17 protein-coding genes are annotated in these 24,315 nt (G+C 55.7%); 9 read left to right on the top strand and 8 right to left on the bottom strand.

Annotated elements, in window-relative coordinates:
- Nucleotides 1–3: 3 nt before the first annotated feature.
- From mukF to HMPREF1144_RS14935, 6 genes are all read left to right on the top strand, one after another.
- A complete protein-coding gene (gene mukF / locus HMPREF1144_RS14960; protein ID WP_009653260.1) occupies nt 4–1,326 on the top strand; it encodes a chromosome partition protein MukF in 1,323 nt (440 codons plus the stop codon).
- Nucleotides 1,307–2,011 (top strand): chromosome partition protein MukE, encoded by a 705-nt coding sequence (gene mukE / locus HMPREF1144_RS14955; RefSeq protein WP_004100725.1) that lies wholly within the window; start codon nt 1,307–1,309, stop codon nt 2,009–2,011. The genes mukF and mukE overlap by 20 nt, the downstream gene beginning before the upstream one ends.
- The gene (gene mukB, locus HMPREF1144_RS14950) at nt 2,011–6,459 is read left to right on the top strand and encodes a chromosome partition protein MukB (protein WP_009653255.1); all 4,449 of its coding nucleotides are present in this window, start codon (nt 2,011–2,013) and stop codon (nt 6,457–6,459) included. Before mukE ends, mukB begins: the two co-directional genes overlap by 1 nt.
- A 183-nt stretch (nt 6,460–6,642) precedes the next feature.
- Nucleotides 6,643–8,436 (top strand): L,D-transpeptidase, encoded by a 1,794-nt coding sequence (gene ldtD / locus HMPREF1144_RS14945; protein WP_009653282.1) that lies wholly within the window; start codon nt 6,643–6,645, stop codon nt 8,434–8,436.
- Nucleotides 8,437–8,737: 301 nt separating this feature from the next.
- Entirely contained in the window at nt 8,738–9,289 is a 552-nt protein-coding gene (locus HMPREF1144_RS14940; RefSeq protein ID WP_004130967.1) for a YcbK family protein, read from the top strand.
- Between the two features lie 13 nt (nt 9,290–9,302).
- Nucleotides 9,303–9,950 (top strand): MBL fold metallo-hydrolase, encoded by a 648-nt coding sequence (locus HMPREF1144_RS14935; protein WP_004849494.1) that lies wholly within the window; start codon nt 9,303–9,305, stop codon nt 9,948–9,950.
- A 59-nt stretch (nt 9,951–10,009) separates the two neighbouring features.
- Here the strand turns inward: HMPREF1144_RS14935 and HMPREF1144_RS14930 are convergent, their stop codons facing one another.
- The 4 genes from HMPREF1144_RS14930 to pncB all read right to left on the bottom strand — a co-directional run bounded on the left by HMPREF1144_RS14930 (nt 10,010) and on the right by pncB (nt 15,967).
- Nucleotides 10,010–11,200, bottom strand: coding sequence for an amino acid aminotransferase (locus tag HMPREF1144_RS14930; RefSeq protein WP_009653304.1), 1,191 nt, complete (start codon nt 11,198–11,200; stop codon nt 10,010–10,012).
- 187 nt (nt 11,201–11,387) lie between these two features.
- On the bottom strand, nt 11,388–12,470 hold the full coding sequence (locus HMPREF1144_RS14925) for a porin (protein WP_009653256.1): 1,083 nt from the start codon (nt 12,468–12,470) through the stop codon (nt 11,388–11,390).
- Nucleotides 12,471–13,061: 591 nt separating this feature from the next.
- Complete coding sequence (asnS, locus tag HMPREF1144_RS14920) at nt 13,062–14,462, bottom strand: asparagine--tRNA ligase (RefSeq protein WP_004130975.1); 1,401 nt, start codon at nt 14,460–14,462, stop codon at nt 13,062–13,064.
- Nucleotides 14,463–14,764: 302 nt separating this feature from the next.
- Nucleotides 14,765–15,967 (bottom strand): nicotinate phosphoribosyltransferase, encoded by a 1,203-nt coding sequence (gene pncB, locus HMPREF1144_RS14915; RefSeq protein ID WP_042927853.1) that lies wholly within the window; start codon nt 15,965–15,967, stop codon nt 14,765–14,767.
- Between the two features lie 327 nt (nt 15,968–16,294).
- Between pncB and pepN the strand changes: the two genes are divergently transcribed.
- Entirely contained in the window at nt 16,295–18,910 is a 2,616-nt protein-coding gene (gene pepN / locus HMPREF1144_RS14910) for an aminopeptidase N (protein WP_009653283.1), read from the top strand.
- 66 nt (nt 18,911–18,976) lie between these two features.
- On the opposite strand, the gene ssuB is transcribed toward pepN, so the two are convergent.
- Genes ssuB through ssuE form a run of 3 tightly spaced genes read right to left on the bottom strand, consistent with a single transcriptional unit; the run spans nt 18,977 to nt 21,170 of the window.
- Nucleotides 18,977–19,750, bottom strand: a complete 774-nt coding sequence (gene ssuB / locus HMPREF1144_RS14905; RefSeq protein WP_009653309.1) for an aliphatic sulfonates ABC transporter ATP-binding protein — start codon at nt 19,748–19,750, stop codon at nt 18,977–18,979.
- On the bottom strand, nt 19,747–20,538 hold the full coding sequence (gene ssuC / locus HMPREF1144_RS14900) for an aliphatic sulfonate ABC transporter permease SsuC (protein ID WP_004849501.1): 792 nt from the start codon (nt 20,536–20,538) through the stop codon (nt 19,747–19,749). The genes ssuB and ssuC overlap by 4 nt, the downstream gene beginning before the upstream one ends.
- A gap of 56 nt (nt 20,539–20,594) precedes the next feature.
- A complete protein-coding gene (gene ssuE / locus HMPREF1144_RS14895) occupies nt 20,595–21,170 on the bottom strand; it encodes an NADPH-dependent FMN reductase (RefSeq protein ID WP_009653287.1) in 576 nt (191 codons plus the stop codon).
- Nucleotides 21,171–21,418: 248 nt separating this feature from the next.
- On the opposite strand from ssuE, the gene pyrD reads away from it, so the two are divergent.
- Complete coding sequence (pyrD, locus tag HMPREF1144_RS14890) at nt 21,419–22,429, top strand: quinone-dependent dihydroorotate dehydrogenase (RefSeq protein ID WP_004130996.1); 1,011 nt, start codon at nt 21,419–21,421, stop codon at nt 22,427–22,429.
- A 168-nt stretch (nt 22,430–22,597) separates the two neighbouring features.
- A complete protein-coding gene (gene zapC, locus HMPREF1144_RS14885) occupies nt 22,598–23,140 on the top strand; it encodes a cell division protein ZapC (protein ID WP_004849504.1) in 543 nt (180 codons plus the stop codon).
- On the opposite strand, the gene HMPREF1144_RS14880 is transcribed toward zapC, so the two are convergent.
- Nucleotides 23,137–24,246: a YcbX family protein gene (locus HMPREF1144_RS14880; RefSeq protein ID WP_009653270.1), complete on the bottom strand. Its 1,110-nt coding sequence runs from the start codon at nt 24,244–24,246 to the stop codon at nt 23,137–23,139. The two genes, zapC and HMPREF1144_RS14880, sit on opposite strands and share 4 nt — an antisense overlap.
- Between the last annotated feature and the right edge of the window lie 69 nt (nt 24,247–24,315).

The raw sequence follows: 24,315 nt of genomic DNA, 5'->3' as shown, positions 1-24,315 counted from the left end.
ACTATGAGTGAATTTTCCCAGACAGTCCCCGAACTGGTTGCCTGGGCCAGGAAAAATGATTTTTCTATTTCGCTGCCGGTCGACAGACTCTCTTTTCTGCTGGCGATTGCCACGCTGAACGGCGAGCGGATGGAAGGGGAAATGACCGAGGGAGAACTGGTGGATGCGTTCCGCCACGTGAGTGATGCGTTTGAGCAGACCAGCGAAACCATCAGCCAGCGCGCCAATAATGCCATTAACGATATGGTGCGCCAGCGTCTGCTGAACCGCTTTACCAGCGAAATCACCGAGGGTAACGCTATTTATCGCCTGACGCCGCTGGGCATTGGGATCACCGACTACTATATTCGCCAGCGCGAGTTCTCCACCCTACGGCTGTCGATGCAGCTCTCCATCGTTGCCGGCGAACTCAAGCGCGCCGCCGACTCGGCAGAAGAGGGCGGCGATGAGTTCCACTGGCATCGTAACGTTTTCGCTCCGCTGAAGTACTCGGTAGCGGAAATCTTTGACAGCATCGACCTGACTCAGCGAATCATGGATGAGCAGCAGCAGTTGGTGAAAGATGATATTGCCCAGCTGCTGAACAAAGACTGGCGGGCGGCGATCTCCAGCTGCGAGCTGCTGCTGTCGGAAACGTCCGGCACCCTGCGGGAACTGCAGGATACCCTGGACGCGGCGGGCGATAAGCTGCAGGCAAACCTGCTGCGTATCCAGGATTCGACCCTGGCGCGCGACGATCTGAATTTTATCGATCGTCTGGTGTTCGATCTGCAAAGCAAGCTGGACCGTATCGTCAGCTGGGGGCAGCAGGCGATTGACCTGTGGATCGGCTACGACCGCCACGTGCATAAATTTATCCGTACCGCCATTGATATGGATAAAAACCGCGTCTTCGCACAGCGTTTGCGTCAGTCGGTGCAAACCTACTTCGACGCCCCCTGGGCGCTTACCCATGCGAATGCCGATCGTCTGCTTGATATGCGCGATGAAGAGATGGCGCTTCATGATGAAGAGGTCACCGGGGAACTTCCAACGGATCTGGAGTACGAAGAGTTTAACGAAATTCGCGAACAGCTGGCGGCGCTGATTGAAGGACAGCTGGTGGTCTATAAAGAGAAGGGACTGCCGCTGGATCTTGGCCTGGTGGTACGCGAATATCTGTCGCAGTATCCGCGCGCGCGCCACTTTGACGTCGCGCGTATTGTTGTCGACCAGGCGGTACGTTTGGGCGTAGCGCAAGCAGATTTCACCGGACTGCCGGCCAAATGGCAGCCGATTAATGATTACGGAGCCAAGGTACAGGCGCATGTCATCGACAAATATTGAACAAGTGATGCCGGTTAAACTGGCGCAAGCGTTGGCTAATCCGTTATTTCCGGCGCTGGATAGCGCCCTGCGCGCGGGCCGCCATATCGGCCTCGACGAGCTGGATAATCACGCATTTTTAATGGATTTTCAGGATTACCTGGAAGAGTTTTATGCTCGCTATAACGTCGAGCTGATTCGCGCGCCGGAGGGTTTTTTCTATCTGCGCCCGCGGTCCACCACGCTGATCCCGCGCTCGGTGCTCTCCGAGCTGGATATGATGGTGGGTAAAATTCTCTGCTATCTCTACCTCAGCCCGGAGCGTCTGGCCAACGAGGGCATCTTCACTCAGCAGGAGCTTTACGACGAGCTGCTGACCCTCGCAGACGAAGCCAAACTGCTTAAGCTGGTCAATAACCGTTCTACCGGGTCCGACCTTGACCGTCAGAAGCTGCAGGAAAAAATGCGCGCTTCGCTCAACCGCCTGCGCCGCCTCGGCATGGTGTGGTTTATGGGCCATGACAGCAGCAAATTCCGCATCACCGAATCAGTGTTTCGCTTCGGCGCCGACGTGCGCGCCGGTGACGATCCGCGCGAAGCCCAGCTGCGTATGATCCGCGACGGTGAAGCGATGGCGCTGGAAAATCGCCTGCAGCTTAATGATGAGAATGAAGAGAATCAGCCGGATAGCGGGGAGGAAGAGTAATGATTGAACGCGGTAAGTTTCGCTCGCTGACGCTGGTTAACTGGAACGGTTTTTTTGCCCGTACTTTTGATCTCGATGAATTAGTGACCACGCTTTCCGGTGGTAACGGTGCCGGTAAATCCACGACCATGGCCGCCTTCGTCACCGCGCTGATCCCGGACCTGACGCTGCTGCACTTTCGTAATACCACGGAAGCGGGGGCGACCAGCGGCTCGCGCGATAAAGGCCTGCACGGTAAGCTGCGCGCTGGCGTCTGCTACTCCGTGCTGGACGTGATCAACTCCCGTCACCAGCGCGTGGTGGTCGGCGTTCGCCTACAGCAGGTGGCCGGTCGCGATCGTAAAGTCGATATCAAGCCGTTTGCGATCCAGGGCCTGCCAACCTCCATCCAGCCAACCCAGCTGCTGACCGAAACCCTTAACGAGCGCCAGGCGCGCGTGGTGACGCTCAACGAGCTGAAAGATAAGCTCGAAGCGATGGAAGGGGTGCAGTTCAAGCAGTTTAACTCTATTACCGAGTATCACTCGCTGATGTTCGACCTGGGCGTGGTGGCTCGCCGCCTGCGTTCGGCTTCGGACCGTAGCAAGTACTATCGCCTGATCGAAGCCTCGCTGTACGGCGGTATTTCGAGCACCATTACCCGCTCGCTGCGCGACTACCTGTTGCCGGAAAACGGCGGCGTGCGCAAGGCGTTCCAGGATATGGAAGCGGCGTTGCGTGAAAACCGCATGACGCTGGAAGCTATCCGCGTGACGCAGTCGGACCGCGACCTGTTCAAGCATCTGATCAGCGAAGCCACCAACTACGTTGCCGCCGACTATATGCGTCACGCTAACGAGCGACGCATTCATCTCGACAAGGCGCTGGAGTATCGTCGCGATCTGTTCACCTCCCGCGCTCAGCTCGCGGCGGAACAGTATAAGCACGTCGATATGGCCCGCGAGCTGCAGGAGCATAACGGCGCGGAAGGCGATCTGGAAGCCGATTATCAGGCTGCCAGCGACCATCTGAACCTGGTGCAGACCGCTCTGCGCCAGCAGGAAAAAATCGAGCGCTATGAAGCGGATCTTGATGAACTGCAGATTCGCCTCGAAGAACAAAATGAAGTCGTCGCGGAAGCGGTTGACCAGCAGGAAGAGAACGAAGCCCGCGCCGAAGCCGCCGAGCTGGAAGTGGATGAACTGAAAAACCAGCTTGCCGACTACCAGCAGGCGCTGGACGTGCAGCAGACTCGCGCGATTCAGTACACCCAGGCGCTGCAGGCGCTGGAGCGGGCAAAAGCCCTCTGCCATCTGCCGGATTTAACGCCGGAGAGCGCCGACGAGTGGCTGGAAACTTTCCAGGCGAAAGAGCAGGAAGCGACGGAGAAAATGCTGTCGCTGGAACAGAAGATGAGCGTGGCGCAAACCGCGCACAGCCAGTTTGAACAGGCTTACCAGCTGGTGGTGGAGATCAACGGCCCGCTGGCGCGTAATGAAGCCTGGAACGTGGCGCGCGAGCTGCTGCGCGAAGGCGTTAATCAACGTCATCAGGCCGAACAGGCGCACGGGCTGCGCAGTCGTCTGACGGAGCTTGAACAGCGTCTGCGTGAACAGCAGGATGCCGAACGCCAGCTCAATGAGTTCTGTAAGCGCCAGGGCAAACGCTACGATATCGACGAGCTGGAAGCCCTGCACCAGGAGCTGGAAGCCCGCATCGCATCCCTTTCCGACAGCGTTTCCACCGCCAGCGAACGGCGGATGACCCTGCGTCAGGAGCTGGAACAGCTGCAGTCTCGGACGCAAACGCTGATGCGCCGCGCGCCCATCTGGCTGGCGGCGCAGAACAGCCTCAATCAGCTGTGCGAGCAGAGCGGCGAGCAGTTTGAGTCAAGCCAGGACGTCACCGAATATCTCCAGCAGCTGCTGGAGCGTGAACGCGAAGCTATCGTGGAGCGCGACGAAGTCGGAGCCCGCAAGCGCGCTATCGACGATGAAATTGAGCGTCTTAGCCAGCCGGGCGGTTCGGAAGATCAGCGCCTGAACGCGCTGGCGGAACGTTTTGGCGGCGTACTGCTGTCGGAAATCTACGATGACGTGAGCCTCGATGATGCGCCGTATTACTCCGCGCTCTACGGTCCTTCCCGCCACGCCATTGTGGTACCCGATCTGTCGTTGATTGCCGATCAGCTGGAAGGTCTCGAAGATTGTCCCGAAGATCTCTACCTGATCGAGGGCGATCCGCAGTCGTTTGATGACAGCGTATTCAGCGTCGATGAGCTGGAAAAGGCGGTGGTCGTTAAGATTGCCGATCGTCAGTGGCGCTATTCACGCTTCCCGACGCTGCCGCTGTTTGGCCGCGCCGCGCGTGAAAGCCGCGTTGAAACGCTGCACGCCGAGCGCGAAAGCCTGTCCGAGCGCTTTGCGACCCTGTCGTTTGATGTGCAGAAAACCCAGCGCCTCCATCAGGCGTTCAGCCGCTTTATCGGTAACCATCTGGCGGTGGCCTTTGAGGAAGACCCGGAAGAAGAAATCCGTAAACTGAATACGCGTCGCGCCGAACTGGAGCGGGCGCTGACCGCCCATGAAAGCGATAACCAGCAGAACCGGGTGCAGTATGAGCAGGCAAAAGAGGGCGTATCCGCACTCAACCGCCTGCTGCCGCGTCTGAATTTGCTGGCCGATGACTCGCTGGCCGATCGCGTGGATGAGATCCAGGAACGCCTTGACGAAGCGCAGGAAGCCGCGCGCTTCGTCCAGCAGCATGGGAATCAGCTGGCAAAACTGGAGCCGATCGTTTCCGTGCTTCAAAGCGACCCGGAGCAGTTTGAACAGCTGAAAGAAGATTACGCATATTCGCAGCAGACTCAGCGCGACGCGCGTCAGCAGGCATTTGCGCTGACCGAAGTGGTGCAGCGTCGCGCCCACTTTAGCTACTCCGATTCCGCAGAGATGCTGAGCGGTAATAGCGATCTGAACGAGAAGCTGCGCCAGCGTCTGGAGCAGGCTGAGGCGGAGCGCGCCCGTACCCGCGAAGCGCTGCGTACCCACGCCGCGCAGCTCAACCAGTACAACCAGGTGCTGGCATCGCTGAAAAGCTCCTACGACACCAAGAAAGAGCTGCTCAACGACCTGCATAAAGAGCTTCAGGACATTGGCGTGCGCGCCGACGCCGGCGCCGAAGAGCGCGCTCGTCTGCGCCGCGATGAGCTTCATGCTCAGCTCAGCAACAACCGCGCGCGGCGGAACCAGCTCGAAAAAGCATTGACCTTCTGCGAAGCGGAAATGGATAACCTGACCCGCAGGCTGCGCAAGCTGGAGCGCGATTACTGCGAAATGCGCGAACAGGTGGTCAGCGCTAAAGCCGGCTGGTGTGCGGTCATGCGCCTGGTGAAAGACAACGGCGTGGAGCGTCGCCTGCATCGTCGCGAGCTGGCCTACCTTTCGGCAGATGAACTGCGCTCAATGTCGGATAAGGCGCTCGGCGCGCTGCGTCTGGCGGTCTCGGATAACGAACACCTGCGCGATGTGCTGCGTATTTCTGAAGATCCGAAACGCCCGGAGCGTAAAATCCAGTTCTTTGTCGCCGTTTATCAGCATCTGCGCGAGCGTATTCGCCAGGATATCATCCGCACCGACGATCCGGTGGAAGCGATTGAGCAGATGGAGATCGAACTCAGCCGTCTGACGGAAGAGCTGACCAACCGCGAGCAGAAGCTGGCTATCAGCTCCCGCAGCGTGGCCAATATTATCCGCAAGACTATCCAGCGCGAGCAAAACCGTATTCGTATGCTCAACCAGGGGCTGCAGAGCGTCTCCTTCGGCCAGGTCAACAGCGTGCGTCTGAACGTCAACGTGCGGGAAACCCACTCGATGCTGCTGGACGTGCTGTCAGAACAGCATGAACAGCATCAGGACCTGTTTAACAGCAATCGTCTGACCTTCTCGGAAGCGCTGGCGAAGCTGTATCAGCGCCTCAATCCGCAGATTGATATGGGGCAGCGTACGCCGCAGACCATCGGGGAAGAGCTGCTGGACTACCGCAACTATCTGGAGATGGAAGTGGAAGTTAACCGTGGTTCCGACGGCTGGCTGCGCGCGGAATCCGGTGCTCTATCGACCGGTGAGGCTATCGGTACCGGGATGTCGATTCTGGTGATGGTGGTACAGAGCTGGGAAGATGAATCCATGCGCCTGCGCGGTAAGGACATTTCGCCGTGTCGTCTGCTGTTCCTTGATGAAGCGGCGCGTCTGGATGCTCGCTCTATCGCGACGCTGTTCGAGCTCTGCGATCGTCTGGAGATGCAGCTGATTATCGCGGCGCCGGAAAATATCAGCCCGGAAAAAGGTACCACCTATAAGCTGGTGCGTAAGGTCGTGAATAATCACGAGCACGTGCACGTCGTCGGGCTGCGTGGCTTCGCGCCGCCGCTGCCCGAAACGCTGCCGGGAACGGCAAATGCTTCATAGGATGGTACAATAACCAGCCAAAGGGCGACGCGATGTCGCCCTTTTTGTTATCCGTTCCTGTACTTTAGGATTGTATAATCTTTTAACTTCTTTACATTTGGGAAGGCAAAAGCGTTTTCGTCTTCATATACTGAAAGTAAGCCCCATTTTAGCGGGCAGCAATGTGTTAACAGGGGGCAAGGGATGTTGCTAAAGAAACGGTATGGTCGTCAATTGTCTGCGCTCAGCCTGAGCCTGACGTTTGCATTTGCTCCACTGTTCAATGTCCAGGCTGAAGAGCCTGAAGTGGTACCATCGGATAGCTCTGCCACCATCAGCGAGCTCTCTTCCGCGCTAAGCCAAAGCGCAAACCAATCCGCGGCGGTCGCTCAAATGGCCGGCGAGCAGGCGCTTTCTGCCGATGCGGCAGCGAAGAGCCGCGCCGGGATTCAGGCGGTACTGCCGTCCGGTTATCAACCCGTATTTATGAATCCGCTGGTATCGCTGTATGCGGCCAGGGATATGAAACCGATGTGGGATAACCGCGAGGCGGTGCAGGCGTTTCAACAGCAGCTGGCTGAGGTCGCTATCGCCGGTTTTCAGCCGCAGTTCACCACCTGGGTTGAGCTGTTGACCGACCCGGCAGTGAACGGTCTGGCGCGAGATGTCGTTCTGTCTGACGCCATGATGGGCTATCTGCATTTTATTAGCGGTATTCCGACTCAGGGCAACCGCTGGCTGTATGGCACGAAACCGTATGCCATGTCGACGCCGCCTCTGTCGGTGATTAACCAGTGGCAGGTGGCGCTGGATAACGGTTCGCTGCCGCAGTTTATTGCGGGTCTGGCTCCGCAGCATCCGCAGTATGCCGCAATGCATCAGGCGCTATTAGCGCAGGTTGCCGATTCCCGTCCCTGGCCGCAGCTCACCGGTAAGACGTCGCTGCGCCCGGGGGAATGGAGCAACGATGCCGGCGCGCTGCGCGAAATTTTACAGCGCACCGGTATGCTGGATGACGCGGCAAAAATTTCGTTGCCCGGCGATGAGGTGGTGAGTCCGTCCGCCGGGAAAAAGGCCAAAAGCAGCGGCCGTGGCGTTTACGATCGCCAGTTAGTGGAGGGCGTTAAGCGCTTCCAGGCGTGGCAGGGACTGGGCGCTGACGGCGTGATTGGCCAGGCGACCCGCGACTGGCTCAACGTTTCTCCTGCGCAGCGCGCCGGCGTGCTGGCATTGAATATCCAGCGTTTGCGCCTGCTGCCGGGTAATCTGGCGACCGGAATTATGGTGAATATTCCCGCCTTTTCGCTGGTCTATTACCAGGACGGTAGCCAGGTGCTGGCATCGCGGGTTATCGTTGGCCGTCCGGACCGCAAAACCCCTATGATGAGCAGTGCGCTGAACAACGTTGTGGTCAACCCGCCGTGGAACGTGCCGCCGACGCTGGCGCGCAACGATATTCTGCCGAAGGTGCGCAATAACCCAGGCTATCTTGAGCAGCACGGCTATACGATGATGCGCGGCTGGAATAGCAAAGAGACTATCGACCCGTATCAGGTGGACTGGGAAACGATAACCGCATCGAATCTGCCGTTCCGCTTCCAGCAGGCTCCCGGCGCGCGCAATTCGCTGGGGCGCTATAAATTCAATATGCCAAGTTCAGATGCGATATATTTGCACGATACGCCCAATCACAATCTGTTCCAGCGGGATGGACGCGCGCTGAGCTCCGGGTGCGTGCGCGTGAATAAAGCCTCAGAGCTGGCCAATATGCTGCTTCAGGATGCTGGCTGGAATGATGCGCGTATTTCAGATGCGCTTAAACAGGGGAATACCCGCTACGTTAATATTCGCCAGAATATCCCGGTTAATCTCTATTATTTGACCGCGTTCGTCGGCGCTGATGGACGTACACAATATCGAACAGATATTTACAATTACGATCTCACCGCGCGATCCAGCGCACAAATTCTACCTAAAGCTGAACAATTAATCAGATAAATGAAGTAGTTCAACGGATTTGGTTGTCCTACCTCTGTGTGAAAACGGGCCTTGCACGCTGCAAGGCCCGAGTTTACTGGGGTTAGGCTACCTTGACGTTGGCAATAATGCCCGGTAAGGTGCCTTTCGTGCGCCAGAAGTGCATATACATATAATCCTGCAAAGGCGCTGTCGCAGTAAGCAGCCCGTTCTCTATAGCTGATATTTATTAGCCATAGGGGAGCGAGCGCGTGCTGGCGGCTAACGGGGCGCATTGCGGGAAAAGTATATTACGATTCATTTACCTGTAGACCTGATTATCATGGACAAATTTGACGCTAATCGCCGCAAACTGCTGGCGTTAGGTGGAGCCGCGCTCGGTGCTGCTGCCATTCTGCCTGCGCCGGCATTTGCCACCCTCTCGACCCCCCGACCGCGTATTTTGACGCTGAACAACCTGCATACCGGTGAATCACTCAAGGCGGAGTTTTTCGATGGCAGAGGCTATATTCAGGATGAATTAGCAAGACTTAATCATTTTTTCCGTGATTATCGCGCGAATAAGATTAAGTCCATCGATCCCGGTTTGTTCGATCAACTCTATCGTTTGCAGGGATTACTTGGTACCAACAAGCCTGTCCAGCTTATTTCCGGTTATCGTTCTGTTGATACCAATAATGAGCTTCGCGCGCGCAGCCGGGGTGTGGCAAAACACAGCTACCACACTAAAGGCCAGGCCATGGATTTTCATATTGAAGGCATTTCGTTAAGCAATGTTCGCAAAGCCGCGTTATCTATGCGCACAGGTGGTGTAGGATACTACCCACGTAGCAACTTTGTGCATATTGATACCGGGCCAGTACGGCACTGGTAACGAAAGGAGCCTCATGAACTATCGTATTATTCCGGTTACCGCGTTCGCGCAGAACTGTTCTTTAATCTGGTGTGAACAAACCAAACTGGCGGCGCTGGTCGATCCCGGCGGTGATGCTGAGCGAATCAAACAGGAAGTCGCGGCGGCAGGCGTTAGCCTGATGCAGATTCTGCTCACGCACGGTCATCTCGATCACGTTGGTGCGGCGGCGGAGCTGGCGCAGCATTATGGCGTGCCGATTATTGGGCCGGAAAAAGAAGATGAGTTCTGGCTGGAAGGATTACCGGCGCAGAGCCGGATGTTCGGTCTGGAAGATTGCCAGCCGCTGCAGCCGGATCGCTGGCTGAACGAAGGCGATACGGTCAGCGTGGGGAATATTTCCCTGCAGGTGCTGCACTGCCCAGGCCATACGCCGGGGCACGTGGTCTTCTTTGATCCTGCTTGCCGACTGTTGATTTCTGGCGATGTGATTTTTAAAGGCGGAGTAGGGCGTAGCGACTTCCCTCGCGGCGACCATAGCCAACTGATCGATGCGATTAAGCGCAAGCTGTTGCCGCTGGGCGATGACGTGTCGTTTATTCCGGGTCATGGACCGATGTCGACCCTTGGCTATGAGCGTCTGCACAACCCCTTCCTGCAGGATGAAATGCCGGTCTGGTGACCGAAGCCAGCATATAAAAAAGGCCGCACATGCGGCCTTTTGTTTGCCCTGCGCTGAGATTACAGTACGGCAACAATCGCTTCGCACAGCGGTGCCATGTTGTCAGGCGTCATACCGGCGACATTTATACGTCCGGACGCCACCGCGTAAATTCCGAACTCTTCACGCAGACGCAGTACCTGCTCTTTGGTCAGGCCGCTGAACGAGAACATCCCGTTTTGCTGAATGATGAAAGAGAAATCGCGGCTGGCGCCTTTTTCCTGCAGGGTATTAACGAACAGCAGACGCATACGCTGGATGCGTTGACGCATGTCAGTCAACTCTTGCTCCCAGATGGCGCGCAGCGCGTCATTGCTGAGAATGGTCGCCACTACCGAGGCGCCGTGAGCGGGCGGGTTTGAGTAGTTCGCGCGGATAACCGACTTCATCTGGCTGAAAGCGCGGTCTACCGCTTCCTGGTCAGCTGCGACCAGCGTACAGGCGCCCACGCGCTCGTTGTACAGGCCGAAGTTTTTCGAGTAGGAGCTGGCAACCAGCAGCTCTTTATGCAGCGCGGCGAAAGCGCGCAGGCCTTCAGCATCTTCTTCCAGGCCGCGGGCAAAGCCCTGGTAGGCAAAGTCAAACAGCGGCAGCCAGCCTTTCTCTACGGAGAGCTGCGCCAGCTGTTGCCACTGCTCCAGCGTCGGATCGATACCGGTTGGGTTATGGCAGCAGCCGTGGAACAGAACCACGTCGCCGGCCTGCGCTTCGTTCAGGCTGGCCAGCAGCCCGTCGAAGTCGAGTTTGTGGTTAGCGGCATCGTAGTAGGTGTATTCGCGAACTTCCAGCCCGGCTGAATTGAACACGCTTTTATGGTTCGGCCAGCTGGGGTTGCTCACCCAAATACGTTTAACGTCGGTGTTCTTCGCCAGAAAATCGGCGGCGACGCGCAGGCCACCTGTACCGCCGGGCGTTTGCGCGGTGCGGGCGCGTTTATCATTGATAATTGCGCTTCCTTTCCCGAACAGAAGCTCCTGGGTGCAGCGGCCAAATTCCGGAATACCATCGATACCCAGATAATTTTTAGTGGTTTCATTTTCCAGCAGATACTGCTCTGCTTTTTTCACGCTAGTCAGGACCGGTGTTTTACCCGTTTCATCTTTATAAACACCAATTCCAAGATTAATTTTTGTTGGGCGGTCATCGGCACGAAACAGATCGGCCAGGCCCAGAATTGGGTCGGCAGGGGCGGCGGTAATGTTCTCAAACATGACGAGGTTCCATTGTGATTACTGAAGGGAAATCCGCTATCAGGTTAACGGGAGTTATGTTAATTGCCAACCGTTTGCGACAAAAAGCGAGAAGGTTTTTAAAAGTTACGATCTTCCTCTCAGGAACGCAGAAAAGCAGGACCGAAGTCCTGCTTTTTAGGCATATCACGAAGGGGTGTACTGCAGATTAGAACTGGTAAACGATACCAACCGCTGCCTGATCGTCGGTCGCGACTTTCGCAGCACGGGTGTAGTCGTTATCGTCCAGCTGGTTGAATTTATACGCAGCGTAGACGTTCATGTTTTTGTTGAAGTAGTACCAGGTACCCACTTCGACGTATTTAACCAGGTCAGCATCGCCGCCTGAGAAGCCAGCGCGGGAGCGCAGGTCTTTACCTTTAGTCTGGACGTAGCCGATGGACGGACGCAGGCCGAAATCGAACTGATACTGAACAACGGCTTCGAAGTTCTGAGTTTTACCAGCGAAGTAGTTACCATCGCTGTTTTCTGGGGTCATGTTGTAGGTCTGGGAGTACATGACCGCAGCGTAGACGTTGTTAGCATCGTACTTAGCGGAAGTTGCCCATGCTTCAGCTTTATTACCGTTTTTGTCAGCTTTCTGAGCGCCGGTACGGCTGGAGTTGGCATAACCAGCGGACAGCGCAACGCCGTTGTCAAACGCGTAGGTTGCGGAGGTGCTAAAGCCGTCGCCGTTTTGTTTCTTAACATCACGGTCTTTGTTTTTACCCTGGTACTGCAGCGCGAAGCTCAGACCGTCAACCAGACCAAAGAAGTCGGAGTTACGGTAGGTCGCCACGCCGTTGGTACGGCCGGTCATGAAGTTGTCGGTGTAGTTCCAGCCGTCGCCGCCCCATTCAACCAGCATATCGGTTGCCGCTTCGACGTCGTAGATGGCGCCATAGTTACGACCGTAATCAAATGAACCGTATTCACCGGCTTTTAAGCCTGCGAAAGCCAGACGAGTTTTAGTGGTCTGTTTACCTTCAACATTGGACGCATCCATGTTGTATTCCCACTGGCCGTAACCGGTCAGCTGATCGTTGATCTGGGTTTCGCCTTTCAGGCCGATACGGGCGTAGGTGGTATCATCGCTGCTGGTGTCGCCGTTGGTGGTCCAGACGTGCTCGCCAACCATTTTTCCGTAGAAGTCCAGTTTGTTGCCGTTTTTGTTATAGATTTCTGCAGCGTTAGCTGCACCGGCTACCAGCAGGGCAGGAATTACCGCTGCCAGAATTTTGCGCTTCATCATTATTTATTACCCTCATTTATATTTTTTTATGAACACTTGCCACTGCCGTCAATAAGTTTCGTCAATAAAAATTTACAGAACTATTGATGATAGTTTGGTGTCTGGAGGCATCTTTCCATTCAGAACAACGTTTCGCTAGCCTGAAAATGCTACCAATATCGCATATGAGTAACAAAAGGAAATTCTATGTAACTAAATATGTATTTTTGGGAACTTTGTGAACTCAATCAACATTCCGCCCCTGTTCGCCGATTAAATGACCTGTCTTTATATATCTATATGAATTAATTATGATTAATTTAGATAAGAGAGGGTTTGCGCATTTTACGTCAGCATTTTGCTTTATTTTTATTCAAATCTTGTCGTTGCAAGTTGTGCTGTGACTGGTTATAAAACGAGCAACATAATCAGCATGTTTGCCAGTTTATGAACAAAAGGTGCGGTTTTAATTAGCGGTCGCTAATGAAATAGTGCGTAACATAATTGTGAATCAGGATGATTGATGTTTAAGTTTTCTGATATTCATTAACGTAAATTGACATAAAAAAAGGCCAGCTTGCGCTGGCCCTGGATGTAAATTGCAGAAAAAAATCAGAAAGTCGCGTTACGCGGGGTCCGCGGGAACGGAATGACGTCGCGAACGTTCTGCACGCCGGTCACATAGGCGATAAGACGCTCAAAGCCCAGACCGAAACCGGAGTGCGGTACGGTGCCGTAACGGCGCAGATCGCGATACCACCAGTAGTCTTCTTTATTAAGACCCATTTCCGCCATACGCGCGTCAAGCACGTCCAGGCGTTCTTCACGCTGGGAGCCGCCGATGATTTCACCGATGCCCGGCGCCAGCACGTCCATAGCAGCGACGGTTTTACCGTCTTCGTTAAGGCGCATATAGAACGCCTTAATATCTTTCGGATAGTTTTTCACGACAACCGGCGCTTTAAAGTGCTCTTCCGCCAGATAGCGTTCGTGCTCGGAGGAGAGATCCACGCCCCAGTAGACCGGGTTTTCGAACTGCTTACCGCAGTTTTCCAGAATAGTGACCGCGTCGGTGTAATCAACCTGGGCAAAATCAGCGGAAACAAAACGCTGCAGGCGGTCGATGGCGTCTTTATCAACCCGTTCGGCAAAGAACTGCATGTCATCCGCGCGCTCTTCGAGAACGGCTTTGAAAACGTACTTCAGCATCGCTTCTGCCAGACCTGCCACATCGTTCAGGTTAGCAAAGGCGACTTCCGGCTCCAGCATCCAGAACTCCGCAAGATGGCGGCTGGTGTTGGAGTTTTCCGCGCGGAAGGTTGGGCCAAAGGTGTAGATTTTAGACAGCGCGCAGGCGTAGGTTTCGCCGTTCAACTGGCCAGAAACGGTCAGGAACGACTCTTTGCCGAAGAAGTCTTTATCGAAATCGACTTTGCCCTGGTCGTTTCGCGGCAGGTTTTCCAGATCCAGCGTTGAAACGCGGAACATCTCGCCGGCGCCTTCAGTATCGGAAGCGGTAATCAGCGGAGTCGAAACCCAGAAGAAGCCCTGCTCGTCGAAGAAACGGTGCAGCGCCTGCGCCAGGGTATGGCGAACGCGCGCCACCGCGCCAATCAGGTTGGTGCGCGGGCGCAGGTGGGCAACTTCACGCAGATACTCAATGCTGTGACGTTTAGCCGCCATCGGATAAGTATCCGGATCTTCAACCCAGCCGCTGACTTCAACATGGCTGGCCTGGATTTCAAAGCTCTGGCCCTGTCCCTGAGACGCCACGACTTTGCCGGTTACCACGACCGAGCAGCCGGTGGTCAGGCGCAGCACTTCCTGATTGTAATTGGGAAGAGAATTACTAATAACGGCCTGTACAGGATCAAAGCAGGAACCGTCATAGACGGCGAGGAAAGAAAAGCCAGCTTTAGAATCTCGGCGGGTACGCACCCATCCGCGCACGGTGACTTCGCTGTCAACGGCAACGCGGCCCTGGAGTACGTCGGCTACAGGCACAACGCTCATAATAGTCTCTCTTGTTAGTCCAATAGAAAAATCTGTATTCCCCTGCAACAGGGGGATATCTATGTTACCTGTCATCTTCCATCAGACAAGTAGATTTCGCACAAGAAAGGGGGGTTTTAGGAAATAAAAAAGGAGATCGCCTACTTTGCTGCGTGAGAGCCTGATATTCAGAGAGATTCGTTTAGCGCGATTATCCCATGCAGGGCGAACGGGATTCTTAATGCTTGATTGCGTCTCGGTGTGATAAGTGGAGGAGAATAAAAATGCGCCCGTTTGGCGGACGCATTTTGTCTTTATATGACCTAGCTGGCTTTTTTAACCGGCGGTACATCGAAAGCTTTGCGCAGGGCGCGGACGAAAGCTTTATCGTGACAAATCGTTTTACCCGGGCTATCCGAAAGTTTCGCCACCGGCTTACCGTTGCACTCCACCAGCTTGATAACAATATTGAGCGGCTTCACCTGGGGAATATCGCAGGTTAAACGCGTGCCGATACCGAAGCTCAGATTCACCCGCGATGAGAAGTGGCGATAGAGATCAACCGCTTTTGTCAGGTCGAGATTGTCGGAAAATACCAGCACTTTGCTTAGCGGGTCGATGCCCAGCTTTTTGTAGTGGGCGATAGCCTTCTCGCCCCATTCCACCGGGTCGCCGGAGTCGTGACGCAGCCCCTGATAGCGGGTCGCAAACTCCGGCCCGAAATCGCGCAGAAAAGCGTCCATCGTAATGCAGTCGGTCAGCGCAATCCCCAGCCGATCGGGATACTCTTCCAGCCAGGCTGCGAGAGCCGCGCGCTGGCTGCTCGCCAGGTTCGGGCTGATCTGCTGATGCGCCTGGAACCATTCGTGAGCCTGGGTCCCCATTGGGGTCAAATTCAAACGCCGCGCCAGATCGTAATTGCTGGTACCGGTGAACCAGGATTCTTGCTGAAGACGCTGAACAATCGCCTGCTGCACCTCGCGGGAGAAGCGGCGGCGGGTACCGAAATCCATCAGGCGGAAGCCCGACATATCGATATCAGCAGTGAGGCGGTTAAAGTCAGTCAGCTTATGCTCAAGGGTGTTCAGCGCGAGATCGACGCTGATTTCCGGCGAGCGATAGCGATGAACCATCTCGCTTATCACCGCCAGCAGCGGAACTTCCCACATAATAACTTCAAGCCAGGGGCCGGAAAGGCGAATATTCAGCTTGCCGTTGTCATTGATGACCGTGACCTGGCGCGGGTCGTAGCGGAAGCCGCGTAGCCACTCGAGATAGTCTGGCGCAAAGAAGGGCAGGCTCGACAACCAGTGATATTCATCGTCCTGCAGTCTCAGGTCGCGCATCGTCTCAACCTGCTCGCGAATCGCATCGGCGTAGATGCCGAGCAAATCGTCCCCGCGGCAGCGGAACTCCGCCGCAACCTGTACATTATTGTAGCGGTGGAAGACAGCCTGCTGCATGTGCAGCTTGTAGGCATCCGTATCAAGCAACGAGTGCAGTACAGGAGAAGTGAATTGGGTCATGGTGCGCAGTAGCATCCTCTCACTGGAGCGTTTCCATCAAAACCAAAGCGGTAAAAGGAGGCGGAGTATACCTGTAATACCCGACGCTGTCCCGCGGTGACGGCTGATGGCGACGCTGACGGTCATTTGCGAGGCCTAGTTTAATATATTGAACACGCATCACACCACAAGCTTTGCGCCTGGTCGAGCGCATTTCGTGCCTCTTGTGTTATCAAAATGTAGCAATTTTCATGTTTAGCATTGAAAAGATGAAGATTCTGCATAGCGAGATTTGCGCAACAGGAATAGACTGAGTCGACACTTTACAGGACACGCTAAAGGTTTTTTATGACACAACAGCCCCAAGCCAAATACCGCCACGACTACCGTGAGCCGGAGTATCTGATTAGCGATATCGATTTGACCTTTGACCTGGATGCCGCGAAAACCGTTGTGACGGCTGAGAGCAAGGTCTCCCGCCACGCGGCTACGTCTGATGTGCCATTGCGTCTGGATGGCGAAGACCTGACGTTAGTCTCTCTGCGGATTGATGGTCAGCCGTGGAGCGACTACAAGGAAGAAAATAACCAGCTGGTGATTAGCGGGTTGCCGGAACATTTCACTCTGACCATCGTCAATGAAATCAGCCCGGCGGCGAATACCGCGCTGGAAGGGCTATATCAGTCCGGCGAAGCGCTGTGTACCCAGTGCGAGGCGGAAGGCTTCCGCCACATTACCTGGTATCCGGACCGCCCGGACGTTCTGGCGCGCTTCACCACCAAAATCATCGCCGATAAAGCAAAATACCCGTTTCTGCTCTCCAACGGTAACCGCGTGGCCCAGGGCGAGCTGGAAAATGGCCGTCACTGGATCCAGTGGCAGGACCCATTCCCAAAACCGTGCTACCTGTTTGCGCTGGTGGCCGGTGATTTTGACGTCCTGCGCGATACCTTCAAAACCCGTTCTGGGCGTGAAGTGGCGCTGGAGCTCTACGTTGACCGCGGTAACCTTGACCGCGCGCCGTGGGCGATGACCTCGCTGCAAAATTCGATGAAGTGGGACGAAACCCGCTTTGGTCTCGAGTACGACCTCGACATCTATATGATTGTCGCCGTCGACTTCTTCAACATGGGCGCCATGGAAAACAAAGGCCTTAACGTCTTTAACTCCAAATACGTACTGGCGCGTACCGATACCGCGACCGATAAAGATTACCTGGATATCGAGCGCGTGATTGGTCATGAATATTTCCATAACTGGACCGGCAATCGCGTGACCTGCCGCGACTGGTTCCAGCTCAGCCTGAAAGAGGGGCTGACCGTTTTCCGCGATCAGGAATTCAGCTCTGACCTCGGCTCGCGCGCGGTCAACCGCATCAATAACGTACGCACCATGCGCGGCCTGCAGTTTGCCGAAGACGCCAGCCCGATGGCGCATCCGATTCGCCCGGATAGCGTGATTGAGATGAACAACTTCTATACCCTGACGGTGTATGAAAAGGGAGCGGAAGTGATCCGCATGCTGCATACCCTGCTGGGCGAAGAGAATTTCCAGAAAGGCATGCAGCTCTATTTTGAGCGCCACGACGGCAGCGCCGCGACCTGCGACGACTTTGTCCAGGCGATGGAAGACGCTTCCAACGTCGATCTGTCCCACTTCCGCCGCTGGTATAGCCAGTCCGGTACGCCGATTGTCACCGTCCATGATGACTACAACCCGGAAACGGAGCAGTACACGCTGACCATCAGCCAGCGCACGCCGCCGACCGCTGAGCAGGCGGAGAAGCAGCCGCTGCATATTCCGTTCGACATCGAGCTGTACGATAACGAAGGCAAGGTAATCCCGCTGCAGAAGGGCGGTCACCCGGTGCATCACGTGCTGAACGTCACCCAGGCGGAGCAGACTTTTGTTTTCGACAACGTTTACTTCCAGCCGGTCCCGGCGCTGCTTTGCGAATTTTCCGCGCCGGTGAAGCTGGAGTACAAGTGGAGCGATCAGCAGCTGACCTTCCTGATGCGCCACGCGCGGAATGATTTCTCCCGCTGGGACGCGGCGCAGAGCCTGCTGGCAACCTATATCAAACTCAACGTTAACCGCCATCAGCAGGGGCAGCCGCTTTCGCTGCCGATCCACGTCGCCGATGCGTTCCGCGCGATTCTGCTGGATGAGAAGATCGATCCGGCGCTGGCGGCGGAGATCCTGACCCTCCCTTCGGCGAATGAAATGGCGGAGCTGTTTGCGATTATCGATCCGCTTGCCATCGCGGCGGTGCGCGAAGCGCTGACCCGCACGCTGGCGAAAGAGCTGGCGGACGAGTTCCTGGCGGTTTACAACGCCAACAAGCTCGACGGCTACCGCGTTGAGCATGCCGATATCGGTAAGCGTTCTCTGCGTAATACCTGCCTGCGCTACCTGGCGTTTGGCGATACCGAGCTGGCGGATAAACTGATTAGCGCGCAGTATCACCATGCGGACAATATGACCGACGCGCTGGCGGCGCTGGCGGCGGCCGTAGCGGCCCAGCTGCCGTGCCGCGATGCGCTGATGCAGGAGTATGACGACAAGTGGCACCAGGACGGACTGGTCATGGATAAATGGTTTATCCTGCAGTCCACCAGCCCGGCGGATAACGTCCTGGAGACGGTTCGCGGCCTGTTGCACCATCGCTCGTTCAGCATGGGTAACCCGAACCGCGTCCGTTCTCTGATCGGCGCCTTTGCCGGCAGCAACCCGGCGGCGTTCCATGCAGAAGACGGCAGCGGCTATCAGTTCCTGGTCGAGATGCTGACTGAGCTGAACAGCCGCAACCCGCAGGTGGCTTCGCGTCTGATTGAGCCGCTGATTCGTCTGAAACGCTATGACGAGAAACGTCAGGCGCTGATGCGCGGGGCGCTGGAGCAGCTGAAGGGTCTGGAGAATCTTTCCGGGGATCTGTTCGAGAAAATCAGTAAAGCGCTGGCGTAACGCCAGCGCGAGTCTAAACCTGTAGCCCCGCTAAGCGCAGCGCGAGCGGGGGGAACGTCGCAGTCGTTAACCGTGGCTCACTAAGCGTGGCGAGGATTCATTCTTGCCGCGCTGCATCACCCGATTCAGTACTTCCGCTTCCAGTTCGGCCAGCTTCGCTGAACCCGTGCGTCGCGGACGGGGAATGTCCACCAGCAGATCCAGCCCTATCTTCCCCTCTTCAATCAGCAAAACGCGATCGGCCATCGCCACCGCCTCGCTGACGTCATGGGTGACCAGCAGAACGGTAAATCCATGCTCCTGCCACAGCGAGACAATCAGATCCTGCATCTCCAGGCGAGTGAGGGCGTCCAGGGCGCCCAGCGGTTCATCAAGCAGTAATAATCCGGGGCGATGAATTAACGCGCGAGCCAGCGCCACGCGCTGCTTTTGCCCGCCGGAAAGCGCCGCGGGCCATTCACCGGCGCGATCTTCAAGGCCGACACTCGCCAGCGCCCTGAGCGCCGCCTCGCGCCACTGCCCCTTCAGCCCGAGACCGACATTGTCGGTCACCGTTTTCCACGGCAGCAGGCGGGAATCCTGGAACATCATCCGGGTATCCTCCTGGATTTGCGCCAGCGGCGTCGAACCCGCCAGCAGCTGCCCGGCGTTGGGTTTTTCCAGCCCGGCCAGCAGCCGCAGCAGGGTGCTTTTACCGCCGCCGCTGCGTCCGACCACCGCGACAAATTGCCCGGTGGGAATATGCAGATCGAGTTCATTCAGAATCGTTTTGCTGCCGTAACGCTTGCTTACGCCGTTTAGCAGCAGCGGGATCCCCGGATTAAGACGCGCGGTTGTCATGCGTTGGCCTCCTGAAGGTGGTAAGCCGGATTCCAGCGCAGCCAGACGCGTTCAAGCAGCTGGGCGCTGAAGTCGGCCAGTTTGCCGAGAATAGCGTAAAGAATAATGGCGACGACCACGACATCGGTCTGCAGAAATTCGCGGGCGTTCATCGCCAGATAGCCGATACCGGCGTTAGCCGAGATGGTTTCAGCCACGATCAGCGTTAACCACATCAGGCCGAGCGCAAACCGGATGCCGACCATAATGGAGGGCAGGGCGCCCGGCAGGATCACGTGACGGAACAGAGCAAAACCCGATAAGCCATAGCTGCGGGCCATCTCCACCAGACCCCGGTCAATGTTTCGAATACCGTGCCAGGTGTTGATATAAATCGGGAACATCGTCCCCAGCGCCACGAGGAAAATTTTGGCGCTTTCATCGATGCCGAACCATAAAATCACCAGCGGAATCAGCGCGAGGTGCGGCACGTTGCGCAGCATCTGAATGGAGGTGTCCAGCAGGCGTTCGCCCCAGCGCGACAGGCCGCTGATAAGCCCGAGAACCAGGCCAATGGAACCGCCGATGCTGAAACCAATAAGCGCCCGCCATGAGCTGATGGCCAGATGTTGCCAAAGCTCGCCGCTGGCGGAGAGCGTCCAGAAGGCTTTGAGTACCCCTTCCGGTGACGGCAAAATACGGGTAGAGAGCCAGCCAACGGAAGAGGCGAATTGCCATACAATCACGCTGCCAACCGGCAAAAGCCAGGGGGCTATGCGGATCAGGAGTTTTTGCGAAAGCGTCGCCATACAGTGTTCCTTTATTCTTTAGCATTTTGCCTGGTGACGGGCATCAACGCTGAACTTTAAACGTGCTCAACCCGCTGTAAGGTTTTCAGCGCCGGCGCGCGGCTGCTGGGGCGATGCAGCGCCTGCCAGAAGGTTTCCAGCGCCTGGTCGAGGCGGCCCTGCAGATTCGGGGTAAACTGCGGTTTATGCTGATAATCCGTGACCTGGCTATCGTCAGCGAAAACGCCGTGGAGGATCTCCTGGGCTTTCAGCGCGTTGAGTACCGGTTTTAAGGCGTAATCCACCGCCAGCATATGGGCGATGGTTCCGCCGGTAGCCAACGGCAGAACGATTTTGCCCTCCAGCGCGCGCTCCGGCAGCAGGTCCAGAAGCGTCTTTAACGCGCCGGAAAAAGAGGCCTTATAGACGGGCGTCGCGATGATCAGCCCATCGGCGCCGGCAAGCTGTTCATTTAACGCATGGAGGGCTGGGTTATCAAAGCGAGCGTAGAGCAGGTCTTCCGGAGCGAAATTCTGCAGATGCCAGTGGCAGACCTCGATATCCGCCGCCGAGAGCGTCTCTCTGGCGTATTCCAGAAGCGCGCTGGAGCGGGAAGGGTAGCGCGGGCTGCCCGCAAGTGTGATGACTCGCACATTCTCTCCTTATAACTAAATATTTGCATTTATCTATAATTGATAACATTTAGCCGCAGTGTGACAGAGCGTTTTTATTTCCCTAAATGATTTATCCGGCGTTGGATTGTCAGAAAGTGCATAACGAGCGGGAGAAAAGTAAACGTTTGCGTTGGAGGTAAGATTTTTTGTCGTAGGTCAATTCCCTTTCCAGGGTGGATCGCACATAATACGCCCCCGGTTTGCACACTGGGAATCCAGGAGAGTTCATGTACTACCCCTTCGTTCGTAAAGCCCTTTTTCAGCTCGATCCTGAGCGCGCTCATGAAGTCACTTTTCAACAATTACGCCGTGTTTCGGGTACCCCGCTGGAAATGTTGGTTCGCCAGAAGGTGCCGACAAAGCCGGTAACCTGTATGGGGCTCACATTTAAGAACCCGCTGGGCCTGGCCGCCGGGCTGGATAAAAACGGCGAGTGCATTGATGCGCTCGGGGCGATGGGTTTTGGTTCCATTGAAATTGGTACTGTGACGCCGCGTCCACAGCCGGGCAACGATAAGCCAAGGATCTTCCGCCTGGTCGATGCCGAAGGTTTGATCAACCGCATGGGCTTTAATAACCACGGTGTTGATAACCTCGTGGAGAACGTAAAAAAGGCGCATTTTGACGGCATTCTGGGTATTAATATTGGCAAGAATAAAGATACACCGGTAGAACAAGGCAAAGATGATTATCTGATTTGTATGGAAAAAATCTATGCTTATGCCGGCTATATCGCCATTAATATCTCCTCGCCGAATACCCCAGGCTTGCGTACTTTACAATACGGAGATGCGCTGGACGATTTGCTTTCTGGTATTAAAAATAAGCAACGCGAGCTACAAGAGAAACATCAAAAATATGTTCCTGTGGCCGTAAAGATCGCTCCGGATCTTTCCGTCGAAGAATTGATCCAGGTAGCGGACAGTTTAGTCCGGCATAATATAGATGGCGTCATTGCTACCAATACCACTCTGGATCGATCGCTGGTGCAGGGGATGAAACATTGTGATGAAACCGGTGGGCTTAGCGGACGTCCATTGCAGCTGAAGAGTACGGAAATTATCCGCATGCTGTCTGCGGAATTAAATGGCCGTCTGCCCATTATCGGAGTCGGCGGTATTGACTCGGTGATTGCCGCCCGGGAAAAGATAGCCGCCGGAGCGACGCTGGTGCAGATTTATTCCGGATTTATTTTTAAAGGCCCGCCGCTGATTAAAGAAATTGTTACCCATATCTAATCTTTTCCCCCTCTGATACTCCGCCAGGGCTTTATTTATAGCCCTGGTTGTTTTATATTCCTTCATTGTTGCTTATTTAGACATTTTAGTCTTTTCTTAATTTTTGAAATATTCTGTAGCAGTTTACCTGTTTATTACAGACGGAAGTGGAAGAGGACGGGGGTAGAAATGCGGATCAAACCTGACGATAACTGGCGCTGGTATTACGATGAAGAGCATGACCGCATGATGCTCGATCTGGCTAATGGTATGTTATTCAGATCGCGTTTTGCTCGCCGCATGTTGACGCCCGACGCCTTCGCGCCTTCCGGATTTTGCGTTGATGACGCAGCGCTCTATTTTTCATTTGAAGAAAAGTGCCGCGATCTCGAATTATCAAAAGAACAGCGCGCTGAATTAGTGCTCAATGCGCTGGTCGCTATTCGTTTTCTCAAGCCGCAAATGCCGAAAAGCTGGCATTTCAATACGCATGAAGAGAGCTGGCAGCCCGGCGTTGGCGATGCCGCCAGCGCATGGCTCAGCGATACCGGCCAGCAGGTGAATCTGCTGGTGGTTGAGCCCGGAGAAAACGCCGCGCTGTGCCTGTTAGCCCAGCCCGGTCTGACGCTTGCCGGGCGAGTGATGCAGCTCGGCGACGTGATTAAAATTATGAACGACAGGCTGCAGCCAGCGCCAGGCGTCGCCAGCTACAGCCTGGGTCAGGCGGTTTAAGGCGCCAGCTTCACCGCGGTTTTCGGCACGCAGCTACAGCATAAAATGGTGCCATCTGCGGCGACCGCGTTTTTCTTCAGCGCGCTGACTTCTCCTTCTTCCAGCCGGATGCGGCAGCTGCCGCAAATCCCAGCCCGACAGGAGTAAGGAATACGAATTCCCTGTTGCTCCAGCTGCTCCAGCAAGATTTGCTGATTATTACCGGTAAAACTCACTCCCTGCCACGCTATTTCCACCGTCGCGTTCTCCTGCGCTTCAGGTGCCGGCGTAGTATCACTCTCGCCTGCGCCGTAGGCCTTCGCCGGGCCGCTGGCCAGCACTTCTAACGCATCGCCCACGCGGATTACGCCGCTATTTCGCGCGATCAGGTTCTGGCCAAAATCGACATCGCCGTTGTCCAGCGCCGTGCGGAAACGCTGCAGCGTGCTTAAGGGCTCCCCGGAAGGATGCTTTTGCCCGCGCTCCGGGCTGACGGTAGTCAATACGCAGCGGCTGCACGGTTTGACGACATCAAAAATGACCTCGCCAATGCGCACCACTTTCCACGTATCTTCTTCCCAGGCGGCCGCGCCGGTCACCAGCAGATTTGGGCGAAATTGTTCTATGCTTACGCTGGCCGGACAGCGATTTTGCAGATCGCGCAGCGAAGCTTCATTGGCCAGCAGATAGGGAAAACCGTCGGCAAAAGAGAGGGGGACGGCATCGTGACGTTTTACCCTGCGGCTAAGCGCTGGCCCCAGCCAGCGGAGCTGAACGCTGCGGTTGAAGAACCCGCTTAGCCACTGGTTCACCCGGTCCGGGGCAATCAGGGCGGTAAAATGGTTGCCCCAGACTTCGGTCGGCTCCTGCTGTATGGAGAAATCGCTGAAGCGCACCATCGCGCTGCTGCCGTCCGGCGCGGTCAGATGCAGACCATCATGGAGCGGCGCGGGAATAAATTTGACCATTTGCGGAAACTGACGGGCGGTAATGAAGGTGCCGTCGGTTTCCGTCACCATAAATATACGATCGAAGGCCAGCCCGCTGCTGTCTGCATAAGCGTGGCTGAGCCCCATTCCCCGCATCGATTTGACGGGATGAATAAAAAGTCGCGAAAGGGTTACCATACGCTGCCCCTGGCTTTAAAAATAAGCCTTTAACTTTATGACATGGGGCGCATATTGGCTATAATGCGC

This window comes from Klebsiella sp. OBRC7 (genome assembly GCF_000293135.1).
Taxonomy (GTDB): Bacteria; Pseudomonadota; Gammaproteobacteria; order Enterobacterales; family Enterobacteriaceae; genus Klebsiella; species Klebsiella michiganensis.
The sequence above is the reverse complement of the archived record's forward strand: the minus strand, read 5'-3'. Positions and strand labels throughout refer to the sequence as shown.